This is a genomic window from Pseudomonas sp. NPDC085632 (genome assembly GCF_044541255.1).
GTDB lineage: Bacteria > Pseudomonadota > Gammaproteobacteria > Pseudomonadales > Pseudomonadaceae > Aquipseudomonas.
In genome coordinates, this window is record NZ_JBITSX010000075.1 from 1 (window position 1) to 15,955 (window position 15,955).

Below are 15,955 nucleotides of genomic sequence, written 5' to 3' on the forward strand. Positions count from 1 at the left end.
AAGGCGGCGTTGGGGATTATTGTGTAGCGCGACAAAGAGGCCATGTGCAGCCAGGTCTGCTCGGTCTACCTGCTTGATCCCGAGACCAACCGCTTCGTCCTGATGGACACCGAGGGCTTGAACAAGCGCTCGATCGGCAAGGTCAGCATGGCACCCAACGAAGGTCTGGTCGGTCTGGTCGGCACGCGTGAAGAACCCCTGAACCTCGAAAACGCTGCGGATCACCCGCGCTACCGCTACTTCGCCGAAACCGGTGAAGAGCGTTATGCCTCGTTCCTCGGTGCACCGATCATCCACCACCGCCGCGTCGTCGGCGTGTTGGTTATCCAGCAAAAAGAACGCCGCCAGTTCGACGAAGGTGAAGAAGCCTTCCTCGTGACCATGAGCGCGCAGCTCGCCGGCGTAATCGCCCACGCCGAGGCCACCGGATCGATCCGTGGCCTGGGCCGTCAGGGCAAGGGGATTCAGGAAGCCAAGTTCGTCGGCGTGCCGGGTTCGCCGGGTGCGGCGGTCGGTACGGCGGTGGTCATGCTGCCGCCGGCCGATCTCGACGTGGTGCCGGACAAGACCATCACCGACATTGATGCTGAGCTGGCGTTGTTCAAGACCGCCATCGAAGGCGTGCGCGCCGACATGCGCGCGTTGTCCGCCAAACTCGCAACGCAGTTGCGCCCGGAAGAACGCGCGCTGTTCGACGTCTACCTGATGATGCTCGACGATGCCTCGCTCGGCAGCGAAATCACCACGGTGATCAAGACCGGCCAGTGGGCCCAGGGTGCGCTGCGTCAGGTGGTCACTGAGCACGTCAACCGTTTCGAGCTGATGGACGACGCCTACCTGCGCGAGCGTGCATCGGACGTCAAAGACCTCGGTCGCCGCCTGCTCGCCTATTTGCAGGAGGAGCGTCAGCAGAACCTGGTCTATCCGGAAAAAACCATTCTGGTCAGCGAAGAGCTGACGCCGGCGATGCTCGGCGAGGTGCCGGAAGGCACGCTGGTCGGTCTGGTTTCGGTACTCGGCTCGGGTAACTCCCACGTCGCGATTCTCGCCCGAGCGATGGGCATTCCGACGGTGATGGGGCTGGTCGACCTGCCGTACGCCAAGGTCGACGGCATCGAGATGATCGTCGACGGCACGCGCGGCGAGGTCTACACCAACCCGAGCGAAGTGCTGCGCAAGCAGTTCGCCGAAGTCGTCGAAGAAGAGAAACAACTGGCGCTGGGCCTCGACACCCTGCGCGACCTGCCGTGCGTGACACTCGATGGTCACCGCATGCCGCTGTGGGTCAACACCGGTTTGCTCGCCGACGTGGCGCGGGCGCAGAAGCGTGGCGCCGAAGGTGTCGGTCTGTACCGCACCGAAGTGCCGTTCATGATCAACCAGCGCTTCCCGAGCGAGAAGGAGCAGTTGGCGATCTACCGTGAGCAGCTCGCCGCGTTTCACCCGCAACCGGTGACCATGCGCAGCCTCGACATCGGCGGTGACAAGTCGCTGTCGTACTTCCCGATCAAGGAAGACAACCCGTTCCTCGGCTGGCGTGGCATTCGCGTCACCCTCGACCACCCGGAAATCTTCCTGGTGCAGACCCGCGCAATGCTCAAGGCCAGCGAAGGCCTGAACAACCTGCGGATTCTGCTGCCGATGATCTCCGGCACCCACGAACTCGAAGAAGCCCTGCACCTGATCCACCGGGCCTGGGGCGAAGTGCGCGACGAAGGCACCGACGTGCCGATGCCGCCGATTGGCGTGATGATCGAGATTCCAGCGGCGGTGTATCAGACCAAGGAACTGGCGCGGATGGTCGACTTCCTGTCCGTCGGCTCCAACGACTTGACCCAGTATTTGCTGGCGGTCGACCGTAACAACCCGCGTGTGGCCGATCTCTACGACTACCTGCATCCTGCGGTGCTGCAAGCTTTGCAGACCGTGGTGCGTGATGCCCATGCGGAAGGCAAACCGGTGAGTATCTGCGGCGAGATGGCTGGTGATCCGGCGGCGGCGGTGCTGTTGATGGCGATGGGTTTCGACAGCCTGTCGATGAACGCCACCAACTTGCCGAAGGTGAAGTGGATGTTGCGGCAGGTCAATCTGAGCAAGGCCAAGGAGTTGTTGGCCGAGTTGATGACGATTGATAACCCGCAAGTGATCCACAGCTCGCTGCAATTGGCGCTGAAGAACCTTGGGTTGTCGAAGATGCATCCGCCGGCGGTGGTCAAGGCCCTCTGAAGATCAAAAGCCCCTCATCGGAACGCCGCCCGCCTAACCCTCTCCCGGGGGGAGAGGGGACTGATCCGGGGATGCTGCAGAACTCCGCCGACCTGAAGCTGCCTTGCTGAATCCATAATCGATCCTCGCCGACTTCAATGTGCTGTGTTGAATCCATAATCGATTCACACGGACTAGAAGGTGCTGCGTTGAATCCATAATCGACTCGGTCTTTCAGGTCGATGTATGACTCAAGACACCTCGGTCGGCCCCCTCTCCCTCCGGGAGAGGGCTGGGGTGAGGGTAAGCTTTTAAACGCAAATCTCCACCTCGCCAAGATGCCCGCCATACGGCCCAAAGCTCCGCTCGACCATCCGCCGCGCCCCATCCGCCTGCACAATCAACGCCGTACTCGCCCGCGTCCCATAACTTTGACTGGCAATAAACACGCTCGACAACAATGTTTCAGTGGCCAGACCCACCCCGGTATCCGGCAATTCCGCTTCTGGCGCGGTCTGGGCATCGCTTAGCAAATCGAGCAAGTGCTGCGGCATCGGATCATCCAGCACTGCACCCAGCGCAGCCTTGGCCTTGAGCAACTTCGGCCACGGCGTATCCAGCCCCGCATTCGACAGTCCGTAAACCCCCGGCTCCAGCATCACCGGCTCCGACATCCGCGCATTGAAATGCCACAGCTCATGACTATTGCCGAGCAGCAGATTAAACCCGGCATATTCCGCCGAACGCCCGACCACCTCGCTGAAATAATCATCAATCGACGCATCGCCCGTGAGAAACCGCGCCACCAACTCGCCCCGCGACTTGCGTGCCGGCGGCTGCTGCGGATCGCGAATATTGGTCAGCGCGGCAAAGCGCCCGTTGGCGCCGATCCCGAGCCAGGTGCCACCGGCCTCAAGATCACGTCCGGCATGCACATGCGGCGCCTCCGGCCACTGCGCCAAGGGCAGGCTCGGCCGGGCGTAAAACTCGTCACGGTTGGCCGCGACGATCAGCGGCTGGGCATGGCCCGGGCGCCAGGCGAAAACAATCAGGCACATAAGGTGGTCCTTGTGTGTTTTTTGCTCACTCTACGCATCCCGCGTCCGTGCATCCATCGCCAGTGGAGCCAAAGGGCATGCATCCGTTACCATGCCGCTCCGGTTTTGCGGATGCGGTCTGGGGAGACGGTCATGGAATTTCTGCTCTATCTGGCGCTGGGCGCCTGTGCGGGCGTGCTGGCCGGGCTGTTCGGGGTTGGCGGCGGGATCATTATCGTCCCGGTGCTGGTGTTCAGTTTCACCTTGCAGGGCTTTGATCAGTCGATCCTCACCCATCTGGCGGTCGGCACGTCGCTGGCGACGATCATCTTCACCTCGGTCAACGCCGTGCGTGAGCATCATCGACGAGGCGCGGTGCGCTGGCCAATCTTCATGTGGATGGCCGTCGGCATTCTGCTCGGCGCGGGTTTCGGTGCCCTGACTGCAGAAGCAATCTCCGGCCCGCACCTGCAAAAGATCATCGGCGTGTTTGCCCTGATCATCTCGGTGCAACTGGCGCTGGACATCAAACCCAAGGCCAGCCGAACGGTGCCGGGCAAATTCGGTCTGACCGTGGCCGGCAGCATCATCGGTTGGGCTTCGGCGATTTTTGGCGTCGGCGGCGGCTCTTTGACCGTGCCGTTCCTGACCTGGCGCAGCGTGCCGATGCAGCAAGCGGTGGCGACGTCATCGGCCTGCGGTCTGCCGATTGCCTTGGTCAGTGCATTAAGTTTCATGATTCTGGGCTGGCACGATCCGTTGTTGCCACCGCATAGTCTCGGTTTTGTGTATTTGCCGGCATTGTTGGGCATCGCCCTGATCAGCATGGTTTTCGCCCGCATCGGCGCGCGTCTGGCGCATCGATTGTCGCCGCGCTTGCTGAAACGGCTGTTCGCCGCTTTGCTGTTCAGCGTGGGTGTGAGCTTCCTGCTTTAACCGTCGCAATCCTGGCTTAATCCTGAGGTGGCAGCGTCGCCCGGGAATTTTGGTTTCAACTCTAACGAGGAGTCGCAATGCTGCCTTACCCGCAGATCGACCCGGTGGCCCTGGCCATCGGTCCGCTGAAAATCCACTGGTACGGTCTGATGTACCTGATCGGCATCGGCGGTGCGTGGCTGCTGGCGTCGCGCCGGCTCAACCGTTTCGACCCGACCTGGACCAAGGAGAAACTCTCCGACATGGTCTTCTGGATGTCGATGGGCGTGATCGTCGGCGGACGACTTGGCTATGTGCTGTTCTACGATCTGAGCGCCTATCTGGCCAATCCGACGCTGATTTTTGAAGTGTGGAAGGGCGGCATGTCGTTCCACGGTGGCTTCATTGGTGTGATGCTGGCCGCGTTGTGGTTCGGCAAGCGCAACGGCAAGTCGTTCTTCCAGTTGATGGACTTCGTCGCACCGATGGTGCCGATTGGTCTGGGCGCCGGGCGCATCGGTAACTTCATCAACGCCGAGTTGTGGGGCAAAGCCACCGACGTGCCATGGGCCATGGTCTTCCCGCCGTTCAGCGATCCGGCGCAACTGCCGCGTCACCCGTCGCAGTTGTATCAGTTCGCGCTCGAAGGCGTGGCGCTGTTCCTGATCCTGTGGATTTTCTCGCGCAAACCGCGTCCGACCATGGCTGTATCGGGCATGTTCGCGCTGTTCTACGGCATCTTCCGTTTCATCGTCGAATTCGTCCGCGTGCCGGATGCGCAGCTGGGCTACTTGGCGTGGAACTGGCTGACCATGGGCCAGGTGCTCTGCGTGCCGATGATCGTCGGCGGGCTGTTCCTGATCTGGCTGGCCTATCGTCGCGCACCGGCAGCACCGCTCGCGCCGACGGCTTAAACTACGAACCCCGGCGCGCGACGCCGGGGCTCAAAGGACACAGGTAACTCATGAAGCAATATCTCGAACTGGTCTCGCACGTCATTCAGAACGGCACTAAACAGGCCAACCGCACCGGCATCAACACCATCAGCTTCCCGGGTGCGATGCTGCGTTTCGATCTGCAGGAAGGTTTTCCGGCGATCACCACGCGTAAAATGGCCTTCAAATCGGCCATCGGCGAGATGTGCGGTTTTCTCCGTGGCGTGAACAATGCCGCTGAATTCCGTGCGCTGGGCTGCAAGGTCTGGGACCAGAACGCCAACGAAAACGCGCAGTGGCTGGCCAACCCGTTCCGTCAGGGCGACGACGACCTCGGCGAAATCTACGGTGTGCAATGGCGCAAATGGCCGGCGTACAAGCAGATCCCGCTGAGCAACACCGCCGCCATCGAACAGACTCTGAGCAACGGCTACAAGCAGATCGCTCAGGGTGAAGAAGACGGCCAGGCCTACGTGGTGTTGTACAAAGCCATCGATCAGGTTCGCCAGTGCGTCGACACGATCATCAAGGATCCGGGCAGCCGCCGCATTCTGTTCCACGGCTGGAACGTTGCGCAGCTGGATGAAATGGCCCTGCCGCCATGCCATCTGCTGTACCAGTTTCACCCGAATGTCGAGACCAGGGAAATCTCCCTGACCCTCTACATCCGTTCGAACGATCTGGGTCTGGGCACGCCGTTCAATCTCACCGAAGGCGCCGCGCTGCTGAGCCTGATCGGTCGCCTGACCGGTTACACGCCGCGCTGGTTCACCTATTTCATCGGTGATGCGCACGTCTACGAGAACCATCTGGACATGCTCAACGAACAGCTCAAGCGCGAGCCGTTCGCGATGCCGAAGCTGAAGATCTCTGATCGTGTGCCGGAGTTTGCCAAGACTGGCGTGTATCAGCCGGAGTGGCTGGAGCTGGTCGAGCCGAGCGACTTCTCGCTGGAAGGCTACGAGCACCACGCGCCAATGACCGCGCCAATGGCGGTCTAGTCAGCAGGATCATTCCCACGCTCTGCGTGGGAATGAATCCCGTGACGCTCTGCGTCACTTAGGACGCGGAGCGTCCTTGGCGGCATTCCCACGCGGAGCATGGGAACGAGCGTCAACCTTAATGGCCGTGGCTGCGGCCTACGTGGGAGTGTTCGACTTCGGTGGCGACGACTCCGCCGCTGACCTCCAAGCGCTGCAAAATCCCGCATTGATCGGCCATCGGCCCTTCGCCACAGCGCTGGCGCAGGTCGAGCAGTTGCGTCTGCAACGCCAACAACCCATCAATCCGTGCCTTCACATGCTGGATATGTTCGTCGATCAACGCATTGACGCTCTCGCACTGATCCTGCGGACTGTCGCGCAAGGCGAGCAGGCTGCGGATTTCTTCGAGGGTCATGTCGAGGGTGCGGCAGTTGCGGATGAAGGTCAGGCGTTCGGCGTGGGCCTGGGTGTAGACGCGGTAGTTGCCGTCGCTGCGCGCCGGTTCCGGCAGGAGGTTTTCGCGCTCGTAATAGCGGATGGTTTCCACGGCGCAGTCGGTCAACTTGGCCAGCTCTCCGATCTTCATGACAGCAATCTCCAAAAGGGTGCTTGACCCTATAGTGGCTACAGGGTCTTTACTTGGCAACAGGCACCTTCATGGACGCGACCAATGAGCGATTCCCAGCACACCCACAAGCCCGGCGACGGCCACGATCACAGTCATAAATTGCAGCCTGTGCATAAGCATTCACATGGCGGCGATTCTTGCTGCGGGTCGAAAGTTGCAGCGCCGGCACCGGTTCATGCGCACGAAGACTCCTGCTGCTCGTCGAAAGCCGCCGCGCCTGCGTTGGTGCAACTGAGCGAGAAGACCAGCGCTGACGCTCGGCTGAGCAGTTTCCGCATCGAGGCGATGGACTGCCCGACCGAGCAGACGCTGATCCAGAACAAGCTCGGCAAACTGGCCGGCGTGCAGCAGCTCGAGTTCAACCTGATCAATCGCGTACTCGGCGTGACCCACAATTTGCCGGGCACCGAGCCCATCACCGAGGCGATCAAATCCCTCGGCATGCACGCCGAGCCACTGGAGGCGGGCGTCGAAGCGCCGGCCCCGGTACCGGTGAAAAAACACTGGTGGCCGTTGGCGTTGTCCGGTGTCGGCGCGCTCGCCGCCGAAGTCATCCACTTCACCAACGCCGCGCCCACCTGGGTGGTGGCGATCATCGCGCTGGTGTCGATTCTCAGCGGTGGCCTGAGCACCTATAAAAAGGGCTGGATAGCCCTGAAGAACCGCAACCTCAACATCAACGCGCTGATGAGCATCGCCGTCACCGGTGCGATCCTCATCGGCCAGTGGCCGGAAGCGGCGATGGTGATGTTCCTGTTCACCGTTGCCGAGCTGATCGAAGCACGTTCGCTGGACCGTGCGCGCAACGCAATCAGCGGCCTGATGCAGATGACCCCGGAGCAGGCCACGGTGTTGCAGGCTGACGGTTCGTGGATGGAACAAGACGTGAAAAGCGTCGAACTCGGCGCCCGCGTGCGAGTAAAACCCGGCGAGCGCATTGCGCTGGACGGTGAAGTGCTCAGCGGCAACTCGACCATCGACCAGGCGCCGATCACCGGGGAAAGCCTGCCGGTAGAAAAAACCGTTGGCGACAAAGTTTTCGCCGGCACCATCAACCAGGCCGGTTCGCTGGAATACACGGTGACCGCAGCGGCGAACAATTCGACGCTGGCGCGAATCATCCACGCCGTCGAACAGGCCCAAGGCGCGCGCGCACCGACTCAACGCTTCGTCGATCAGTTCGCGAAAATCTACACGCCGGTGGTGTTCGTGTTTGCCTTGGCCGTGGCGATCATTCCGCCGCTGTTCATGGGCGCCGTGTGGTTCGACTGGATCTACCGCGCGCTGGTGTTGCTGGTGGTCGCGTGCCCATGTGCACTGGTGATTTCGACGCCGGTGACCATCGTTAGCGGCCTCGCGGCAGCGGCGCGCAAAGGCATTCTGGTCAAGGGCGGCGTGTACCTGGAGGGCGGTTTCAAACTGGATTATCTGGCGCTGGATAAAACCGGCACGATCACCCATGGCAAACCGGTGCAGACCGATTACCTGTCGCTCGATCCGACCGCCGATACTACTGCACCGGCCATCGCTGCGGCATTGGCCGGACGTTCCGACCACCCGGTGTCGCTGGCCATCGCCAACGCCGCTGTGGATAAAAATTTCGCCGCGCTGATTGTGGATAACTTCGAAGCGTTGGGCGGGCGTGGCGTCAAAGGTGAAATCAACGGCCAGACCTACCACTTGGGCAACCATCGCCTGGTCGAAGAACTCGGCCTATGCTCGCCAGCACTGGAAGAAAAACTCTTCGCCCTGGAGAAACAGGGCAAATCCGTGGTGCTGCTGCTCGACGGCTCTGGCCCACTGGCACTGTTCGCCGTCGCCGATACCGTCAAGGAAACCAGCCGCGAAGCGATCCGCCAGTTGCATGAGCTCGGGGTGAAAACCCTGATGCTCACCGGCGACAACGTCCACACCGCCCAGGCGATTGCCGCGCAAGTCGGCATCGACGAGGCCCGTGGTGACTTGCTGCCGACCGACAAACTGCAAGCCATCGAAGACCTTTATGCACAGGGTCGGCGGGTCGGCATGGTTGGCGACGGCATCAACGACGCGCCGGCACTGGCTCGCGCCGAGATCGGTTTCGCCATGGCCGCCGCCGGTACCGACACCGCGATTGAAACCGCCGATGTCGCCCTGATGGACGACGATCTGCGCAAGATCCCGGCGTTCATCAGCCTGTCGCGCAACACCGCCAGCATCCTGAAACAGAACATCGCCTTGGCGTTAGTGATCAAGGCTATCTTTCTTGCGGTAACCTTCGCCGGGCTCGCCACCATGTGGATGGCGGTGTTCGCCGACATGGGCGTGAGCCTGTTGGTGGTGTTCAACGGTTTGCGCCTGCTGCGTAAATAGATGAGGAAAGGTTGTGCTGAGTGCCGAGCTGAAAGCGTTTTACATGGTCGCCCGCCTGGGCAGCATCACGCTGGCGGCGAAAAAACTCGGCCTCAGTCAACCGACCGTGACCACGCAGATCCGCAATCTGGAAAGTCAGTATTCGGTGGAGCTGTTCTACCGTGGCGGCCGGCGTTTGAGCGTCAGCGACGAAGGCGCGCGGTTGCTGCCGATGGTCAAGACGCTGTTGCAGCAGGAAGCCGACATCGAGTTTTTCCTGCGCAACAGCGGCCAGGTGCAGGGCACGTTGCGCATCGCGGCGACGGCGCCGTATTACATCCTCGATTTGGTGAAGACCTTTCGCGAGCGCTTGCCGCAAGTGGAAGTGTCGGTGGAAATCGGCAACTCGCAGCAGGTGCTCGAAGCGCTGGAGGATTACCGGGTGGACATTGCCGCATCATCGCAATTGCTGGACGACGCGCGGCTGATTCGTCGGGTGCTGGGCACTGATCCGCTGGTGCTGGCGGTGCATCGCAATCATCCGCTGGCGACGCAGGAGCATGTGGCGTTGAGCGCGCTGGCCGGGCATACGCTGTTGATGCGTGAGTCGGGGTCGACGACACGGCGGCTGACGGAAGAGTTGCTCGCGACTGCCGGGGTGAGTTACGGGCCGCTGCTGGAGATTGGCAGCCGTGAGTCGATCCGTGAGGCGGTGCTGCGCAATATCGGCATCAGCATCATCGCGCGGCAGGAAGTGCCGCACGACCCGCAGTTGCGCGTGCTGACGATCGAGAATGCGCCGCAGATTCCTGAATACCTTTACTGCCTGAAAGAAAGGAAGGGAGCGCGGTTGCCGGCGGCGTTCCTTGGCTTGGCGCAAGAAATGTCTCCCGCGTAATGATCGTTCCCACGCTCTGCGTGGGAATGCAGCCCGGGACGCTCTGCGTCCCAAGAGCCGAACGCGGAGCGTCCGATGAGGCATTCCCACGCGGAGCGTTGGAACGATCTTTGGTGAACCAAAATCCCCGAATACCACTATCGGCGGTTTTTGCCTCGTTGCCACATGACGGACGCATTACAACTCTAGGATTGGCCTCATCTGCTTGATGAGGTCTGTCCATGAATCCTGCCATCGCAACTGCCCTGACCCACCCCGGTGCGCCGATGAAAGTGCGCGGCGTGCAGAAACGCTTCGGCGCGTTCACTGCGCTGGATAACGTCTCCCTCGACGTCGCCGCCGGCGAACTGGTGTGCCTGCTCGGCCCCTCGGGCTGCGGCAAGACCACGTTGCTGCGCTGCATTGCCGGTCTGGAAAAGCAGGACAGCGGCGAGCTGTACCTCGGCGACCGCGACGTCTCGCACCTCGCCCCGCAAGCCCGCGACTACGGGATTTTGTTCCAGTCCTACGCGTTGTTCCCCAATCTGACCGTCGAAGCGAACATTGCCTACGGCCTCGCCGGCAGCGGTCGCGACGAAGTGCGCCGTCGCGTCGGGCAGATGCTCGAACTGGTTGGCCTCACCGGCAGCGAGAAAAAATACCCCGGTCAATTGTCCGGCGGCCAGCAACAGCGCGTTGCTCTAGCTCGGGCCTTGGCGCCGGCACCATCACTGTTGTTGCTCGATGAGCCGATGTCCGCCCTCGACGCCCGCGTCCGCGAGCATCTGTGCACCGAGCTGCGCCAACTGCAACGCAATCTCGGCATCACCACCCTGATGGTCACGCACAATCAGGACGAAGCCATGCTGATGGCCGACCGCATCGCGGTGATGAATAACGGCCGCGTCGAGCAATACGCCACCCCGCAGGAAATCTACAACCGCCCGGCCACGCCGTTCGTGGCCGAGTTTGTTGGTCAGGGCAACTGGCTGCCGTTCCAGCGCAGCAGCGACAGTCACGCACAGGTTGGCGGAATGAACCTGCGCCTCAGCGATGGCAGCGTTCAGCGTGCTTCGGGTCGTCTGTTCTGCCGTCCGGAAGCGATCAACGTCAATCCGCCGGTGCACGAAGAAAACCTGTTCCCGGCCAAAGTCCGCGAGATCACCTTCCTCGGCAACCGCTGCCGCATGAGCTTCGAACTCGACCAACTGCCGGGCCACGCCTTGCTCGCCGAACTCGCCCCGGAAGCCATGCCGCGCCTCGGCGCCCAGCAGATCATGGTCGCCTTGCCGCCGCGCAGCCTGCAGGTGTTTGCCTGATGAACAGCAACCTCGCGCTGCCGCTACCGCACAAGCAGGTGCGACAGTCCTCGAAAGCCGAGATTGGCGACCGCATTTTTGTCGTCGGCGGCAAAGTCCTTTTGCTGGTTTTGCTCGGCGTCGCGGTGTTGCTGCCGTTGCTGGCGATCTTCTGGCGCGGCTTCAGCAGTGAAGCCGGGCAGGGCGGTGGCTGGGTCGCGGCAAAGGAACTGGTGAACAGCGAGAATTTCCACTGGCTGCTCGGTAATAGCCTGAAAGTGTCCCTCAGCGTCGCGGCCATCGTCGTACCGCTGGCCTACCTGTTTGCCTACGCGCTGCAACGCACAATGATTCCGGCGAAGGGCATCTGGCGCGGGATTTCCCTGCTGCCGCTGATGGCGCCGTCGATGCTGCCGGGGATTGCGTTGGTCTATCTGTTCGGTAACCAGGGCATGTTGCGCGGGTTGCTCTCGGACAACATCTATGGGTTCTGGGGGATTGTGCTGGGTGAAGTGATTTACACCTTTCCCCATGCGTTGATGATTCTGCTCTCGGCGTTGTCGCTGGCCGATGCGCGACTGTTTGATGCCGCGTCGAGCATGGGCGCCAGTCCGGCCAAAGCGTTTCGCAGCATCACTTGGCCGGCGACGCGTCAGGCCGTGTTCGCTGCGTTCTGTCTGGTGTTCACCCTGACCATCACCGATTTCGGTGTGCCGGTGGTGGTCGGTGGCGACTATCAAGTGCTGGCGCTGGAGGCTTACAAAGCGGTGGTCGGCCAACAACAGTTCGGTCGCGGCGCGTTGATCGGCATGGTGCTGTTGCTGCCGGCGCTGTTCAGCTTCGGCGTCGATGCCTGGTTGCGTCGGCGTCATGGCGACTCCATGAGCGGTCGGGCGCAGGTGTTCAAACCGGCGCCGTCGAAACTGCGCGATGGCTGTTATCTGGCGATTGTTTTGCTGATCAGCGCGGCGTTGATTCTGGTGTTCGGCATGGCGGTGTTTTCGTCGCTGGTGAAGTTCTGGCCGTACAACCTGTCGCTGTCGCTCAACCATTACCAGTTCAACGAAACCGCTGGCGGTGGCTGGCTGGCCTACAGCAACAGTTTGAAAATGGCGCTGGGCACGGCGTTGATCGGCAGCGTGCTGATTTTCACCGGTGCTTACCTGATGGAGAAAACCCGCAGCCAGCGCGGCCTCAACCTGGCGTTGCGCATGCTCAGCTTTGTGCCGATGGCGGTGCCGGGGCTGGTGCTCGGTCTGGGTTACGTCTTCTTCTTCAACCTCACGGGTAACCCGCTGCATGTGCTTTACGGGACGATGACGCTGCTGATCGTCTGCACCATCGCGCACTACCTGACCACCGCACAAATGACCGCGACCACTGCATTGCGCCAACTCGACGCCGAGTTCGAAGCCGCTGCGCTGTCACTGAAAGCGCCGCTGTACCGCCACTACCTGCGCGTCACCGTGCCGATCTGCCTGCCGGCGCTGCTCGACATCGTGCGATACCTGTTCGTCTCGGCGATGACCACCGTGTCCGCCGCGATCTTCCTCTATAGCCCCGACACCATCCTCGCGGCGGTGGCGGTGCTGAACATGGATGACGCCGGCAACGTCGGCGGGGCGGCGGCGATGTCGACCCTGATTCTGTTCACCTCGGCGGGCGTGTCCTTGCTGCTGGCGTGGGCGTCGCGCGGCTTGCTGCGCCGTTCTCAAGCCTGGCGGCAAACCGCGCCCGGTCACTGATTCAACTCACCTACAGGAAAACGATCATGTTCAAGCCTATGGCCCTGGCCGCTGCTGTGCTCGCTACTTTCAGCCTGAATGCCTTCGCGGCAAAAACCGAGTTGACGGTGTACACCGCCCTCGAAGCCGAGCAATTGAAGTCCTACAAAGAAGCGTTCGAAAAGGCCAACCCGGACGTCGAGATCAAATGGGTACGTGATTCCACCGGGATCATCACCGCCAAACTGCTCGCCGAAAAGGCCCGTCCGCAGGCTGACGCGGTGTGGGGCCTGGCCGCTTCGAGCCTGGCGATCCTTGATCAGCAAGGCATGCTGCAAAGCTACGCGCCGAAGGATCTCGGCAAGATCGGCGCGAACTACCGCGACGCTGCCAATCCGCCAGCCTGGGTCGGTATGGACGTCTGGGCCGCAACGATTTGCTTCAATACCGTCGAAGCCGAGAAACAGGGCCTGAGCAAACCGGTGAGCTGGCAAGACCTGACCAAGCCTGAGTACAAAGGCAAGATCGTCATGCCCAACCCGGCTTCATCCGGTACCGGTTTCCTCGATGTCAGCGCTTGGCTGCAAACCTTCGGCGAGAAGCAGGGCTGGGCCTACATGGACGGTCTGCACCAGAACATCGGCCAGTACGTTCACTCCGGTTCCAAGCCTTGCAAACTAGCGGCAGCGGGCGAGTTCCCGATCGGGATTTCCTTTGAATATCCGGCGGTACAGCTCAAGCGTCAGGGCGCGCCGCTGGACATCATCCTGCCGAAGGAAGGTCTGGGTTGGGAGATCGAAGCGACTGCCGTGATCAAAGGTACGCCGCATGAAGAGGCGGCGAAGAAACTCGCTGACTTCTCTGCCAGCGCTGAGGCGATGGATCTGTACAAGGAGAACTTCGCTGTTCTTGCACAGCCGGGGATCGCCAAGCCGCAGACCGAATTGCCGGCCGACTACGAGCAGCGCCTGATCAAGAACGACTTTGCCTGGGCTTCGAAGAATCGCGACGAGATCCTGACCGAGTGGCGCAAGCGTTATGACGGCAAGTCCGAGAAAGTCGTCGCCAAGTAAGATCTTTATCGACTGACAGGGCCCCTTCGCTGGCAAGCCAGCTCCCACAGTGATTCGTGGTGGACGCAGATTTTGTGAACACCTCTAAACCCTGTGGGAGCTGGCTTGCCAGCGATGACGGCCTCTCATTCAGAGCACTTCTAAATGACACAACACAAAGACCTGCTCATCGTAGGCGCCGGCATTCTGGGCCTGTCCCACGCCTACGCCGCCGCCAAACGCGGCCTCAAGGTCGCCGTCTTTGAACGCACCGCCACGCCGCTGGGCGCCTCGGTGCGCAACTTCGGTCAGGCGCTGGTCACCGGCCAGCCGCCAGGCCAAATGCTCGCACTGGCCAAAGCCAGCCGCGAGATCTGGGGCGATTGGGCGCAACTCGCCGGCCTGCAAATCAAGCGCAACGGTTCTTACCTGTTCGCCAGAACCGAAGCCGAAGAACACCTGCTCGAAGCCTTCTGCAACGGTCGAGCCGTTGAACACGGTTACAACATTCAGCTGCTGCGCGGCGCGACCCTGCGCGATCTCTACAACGGTCAGTTCAGCCACCACCGCGCCGCCCTCCACGGCATCGACGATCAACAGTTGTATTCGCGCGAAGCGATCCCGGCACTGATCAATTACCTGCGCCGCGACCTCGGTGTCGAGTTTCACTTCTCGACACTGGTGCGCGACGTCGAACCCGGCCACCTGCACAGCACCGCCGGCAGTTTTACCGCGAAACAGATCATCGTCTGCTCCGGCCACGACTATCAGACCCTGCTGGCCGAACCGATTGCCGCCCTCGACCCGCAAATCTGCCGCCTGCAAATGCTTCGCGCCAAACCGCAGATCGATCTTAATCTGCAGCACGCCTTGCTCACCGGCCTGAGCTGCGTGCACTACGGCGCCTTCGCCGATCTGCCGGAAGCTGCGGCGGTACAGGCGCAAATCCTGCGCGAACAGCCGCACCTGCACGACAACGGCATCCACCTGCTGATCAGCCCGACGCCGTACGGCGAGTTGATCATCGGCGACTCGCACCACTACGGCAGCGACCCTTCACCGTTCAACGCCGAGCAAGTGGATAACTGGATGCTTGATCTGGCCGAGCAGGCGCTGGGCTGCAAGGTGCAAGTGGTCGAGCGCTGGCAGGGCGTCTATGGTTCTCGGGGGCCGGGGCCGTTTTCATTCCTGCGCCCGGCAGCGGGGTTGAGTGTGGCGCTGATGCACACGGGTGTCGGCATGAGCGTCGGCCCGGCCATGGCCGAGCGCAACATTGCGCAGTTGTTGGAGGATATTTGATGACAGGTCACGAGCAAGTCGTCGCGCGGGTATTCGGGTTGTATGAGCGCTTTGGCACCAGCGATTACATTGGCGAACCGGTGTCGCAGATCGAGCACATGTCTCAGGCGGCCGAACTGGCGATGGCTGAGGGCTTCGATGATGAAGTGGTGCTGGCGGCGTTCTTTCATGACATCGGTCATCTGTGTGCCGAGGGCGCGGAGAACATGGGCGGTTATGGCGTGGTCAGCCATGAACGGCTGGGCGCGGATTATTTGCGTGAGGCGGGATTCAGCGAGCGCATGGCGCGGCTGGTGGAATATCACGTACAGGCCAAGCGGTATCTGACGTTGCGTGAGCCGGGGTATTTACAGCGCTTGAGTGAGGCGAGCCGGCGGACGCTTGAGTATCAGGGCGGGGTGATGACGGAGGCTGAGGCAGATGAGTTTGAGCGGGATCCGTTGTGTGCGGTCAGCCTGCGGATGCGGCAGTGGGATGAGCTGGCCAAGGAAATGGCGGTGCCGGTGATTGATTTGGCGGTTCTCAAGCGCAAGGCTGAGGTTTTGTTGTCGGCCGGGTGATTGTCACCCTCACCCCAGCCCTCTCCCTGTATGTACCGGAGACATGGTGGACACATGTTCGGAGACATGGTGGACGGTTTTAGATCTTCTTACCTGCCGTAACGATCTGCA

General features: G+C 61.5%; 12 protein-coding genes and 1 pseudogene. 11 read left to right on the plus strand and 2 right to left on the minus strand.

Annotated elements, in window-relative coordinates; translation table 11 throughout:
• Positions 1-2,226, plus strand: a pseudogene (ptsP, locus tag ACIF4X_RS27985) (phosphoenolpyruvate--protein phosphotransferase); the annotation flags it as partial.
• A 290-nt stretch (positions 2,227-2,516) separates the two neighbouring features.
• Here the strand turns inward: ptsP and ACIF4X_RS27990 are convergent.
• On the minus strand, positions 2,517-3,263 hold the full coding sequence (locus ACIF4X_RS27990) for an NRDE family protein (RefSeq protein WP_397484547.1): 747 nt from the start codon (positions 3,261-3,263) through the stop codon (positions 2,517-2,519).
• 132 nt (positions 3,264-3,395) lie between these two features.
• Here ACIF4X_RS27990 and ACIF4X_RS27995 point away from each other — a divergent pair, with 132 nt between their 5' ends.
• The 3 genes from ACIF4X_RS27995 (at position 3,396) to ACIF4X_RS28005 (ending at position 6,093) form a co-directional block, all read left to right on the plus strand.
• Entirely contained in the window at positions 3,396-4,178 is a 783-nt protein-coding gene (locus tag ACIF4X_RS27995) for a sulfite exporter TauE/SafE family protein (RefSeq protein WP_397484548.1), read from the plus strand.
• A 77-nt stretch (positions 4,179-4,255) separates the two neighbouring features.
• Positions 4,256-5,071 carry a prolipoprotein diacylglyceryl transferase gene (lgt, locus tag ACIF4X_RS28000; protein WP_007913003.1) on the plus strand — a complete coding sequence of 272 codons (816 nt, stop codon included), beginning with the start codon at positions 4,256-4,258 and terminating at the stop codon, positions 5,069-5,071.
• Positions 5,072-5,121: 50 nt separating this feature from the next.
• Positions 5,122-6,093 carry a thymidylate synthase gene (locus ACIF4X_RS28005; RefSeq protein WP_160059794.1) on the plus strand — a complete coding sequence of 324 codons (972 nt, stop codon included), beginning with the start codon at positions 5,122-5,124 and terminating at the stop codon, positions 6,091-6,093.
• Positions 6,094-6,211: 118 nt separating this feature from the next.
• On the opposite strand, the gene cadR is transcribed toward ACIF4X_RS28005, so the two are convergent.
• A complete protein-coding gene (gene cadR, locus ACIF4X_RS28010) occupies positions 6,212-6,661 on the minus strand; it encodes a Cd(II)/Pb(II)-responsive transcriptional regulator (protein WP_007912999.1) in 450 nt (149 codons plus the stop codon).
• Positions 6,662-6,745: 84 nt separating this feature from the next.
• On the opposite strand from cadR, the gene ACIF4X_RS28015 reads away from it, so the two are divergent.
• The 7 genes from ACIF4X_RS28015 to ACIF4X_RS28045 all read left to right on the plus strand — a co-directional run bounded on the left by ACIF4X_RS28015 (position 6,746) and on the right by ACIF4X_RS28045 (position 15,844).
• Positions 6,746-9,055 carry a heavy metal translocating P-type ATPase gene (locus ACIF4X_RS28015; RefSeq protein ID WP_397484549.1) on the plus strand — a complete coding sequence of 770 codons (2,310 nt, stop codon included), beginning with the start codon at positions 6,746-6,748 and terminating at the stop codon, positions 9,053-9,055.
• A gap of 13 nt (positions 9,056-9,068) precedes the next feature.
• Positions 9,069-9,932 (plus strand): LysR family transcriptional regulator, encoded by an 864-nt coding sequence (locus ACIF4X_RS28020; RefSeq protein ID WP_397484551.1) that lies wholly within the window; start codon positions 9,069-9,071, stop codon positions 9,930-9,932.
• 221 nt (positions 9,933-10,153) lie between these two features.
• Positions 10,154-11,230, plus strand: coding sequence for a putative 2-aminoethylphosphonate ABC transporter ATP-binding protein (locus ACIF4X_RS28025; RefSeq protein WP_397484552.1), 1,077 nt, complete (start codon positions 10,154-10,156; stop codon positions 11,228-11,230).
• Complete coding sequence (locus tag ACIF4X_RS28030) at positions 11,230-12,954, plus strand: putative 2-aminoethylphosphonate ABC transporter permease subunit (protein WP_397484553.1); 1,725 nt, start codon at positions 11,230-11,232, stop codon at positions 12,952-12,954. The genes ACIF4X_RS28025 and ACIF4X_RS28030 overlap by 1 nt, the downstream gene beginning before the upstream one ends.
• A gap of 26 nt (positions 12,955-12,980) precedes the next feature.
• Positions 12,981-14,006, plus strand: a complete 1,026-nt coding sequence (locus tag ACIF4X_RS28035) for a putative 2-aminoethylphosphonate ABC transporter substrate-binding protein (RefSeq protein ID WP_093429804.1) — start codon at positions 12,981-12,983, stop codon at positions 14,004-14,006.
• 144 nt (positions 14,007-14,150) lie between these two features.
• Positions 14,151-15,284, plus strand: a complete 1,134-nt coding sequence (locus ACIF4X_RS28040) for a TIGR03364 family FAD-dependent oxidoreductase (RefSeq protein WP_397484554.1) — start codon at positions 14,151-14,153, stop codon at positions 15,282-15,284.
• Entirely contained in the window at positions 15,284-15,844 is a 561-nt protein-coding gene (locus tag ACIF4X_RS28045) for a phosphonate degradation HD-domain oxygenase (protein WP_397484555.1), read from the plus strand. The genes ACIF4X_RS28040 and ACIF4X_RS28045 overlap by 1 nt, the downstream gene beginning before the upstream one ends.
• Positions 15,845-15,955 lie beyond the last annotated feature (111 nt).

Excerpts from the sequence above, each read along its gene's own strand:
- ACIF4X_RS27995 (WP_397484548.1), top strand. The coding sequence starts at position 3,396 with ATGGAATTTCTGCTCTATCTGGCGCTGGGCGCCTGTGCGGGCGTGCTG.
- ACIF4X_RS28040 (WP_397484554.1), top strand. The coding sequence starts at position 14,151 with ATGACACAACACAAAGACCTGCTCATCGTAGGCGCCGGCATTCTGGGC.
- lgt (WP_007913003.1), top strand. The coding sequence starts at position 4,256 with ATGCTGCCTTACCCGCAGATCGACCCGGTGGCCCTGGCCATCGGTCCG.
- ACIF4X_RS28005 (WP_160059794.1), top strand. The coding sequence starts at position 5,122 with ATGAAGCAATATCTCGAACTGGTCTCGCACGTCATTCAGAACGGCACT.
- ACIF4X_RS27990 (WP_397484547.1), bottom strand. The coding sequence starts at position 3,263 with ATGTGCCTGATTGTTTTCGCCTGGCGCCCGGGCCATGCCCAGCCGCTG.
- ACIF4X_RS28025 (WP_397484552.1), top strand. The coding sequence starts at position 10,154 with ATGAATCCTGCCATCGCAACTGCCCTGACCCACCCCGGTGCGCCGATG.
- ACIF4X_RS28015 (WP_397484549.1), top strand. The coding sequence starts at position 6,746 with ATGAGCGATTCCCAGCACACCCACAAGCCCGGCGACGGCCACGATCAC.
- ACIF4X_RS28035 (WP_093429804.1), top strand. The coding sequence starts at position 12,981 with ATGTTCAAGCCTATGGCCCTGGCCGCTGCTGTGCTCGCTACTTTCAGC.
- ACIF4X_RS28045 (WP_397484555.1), top strand. The coding sequence starts at position 15,284 with ATGACAGGTCACGAGCAAGTCGTCGCGCGGGTATTCGGGTTGTATGAG.
- ACIF4X_RS28030 (WP_397484553.1), top strand. The coding sequence starts at position 11,230 with ATGAACAGCAACCTCGCGCTGCCGCTACCGCACAAGCAGGTGCGACAG.
- cadR (WP_007912999.1), bottom strand. The coding sequence starts at position 6,661 with ATGAAGATCGGAGAGCTGGCCAAGTTGACCGACTGCGCCGTGGAAACC.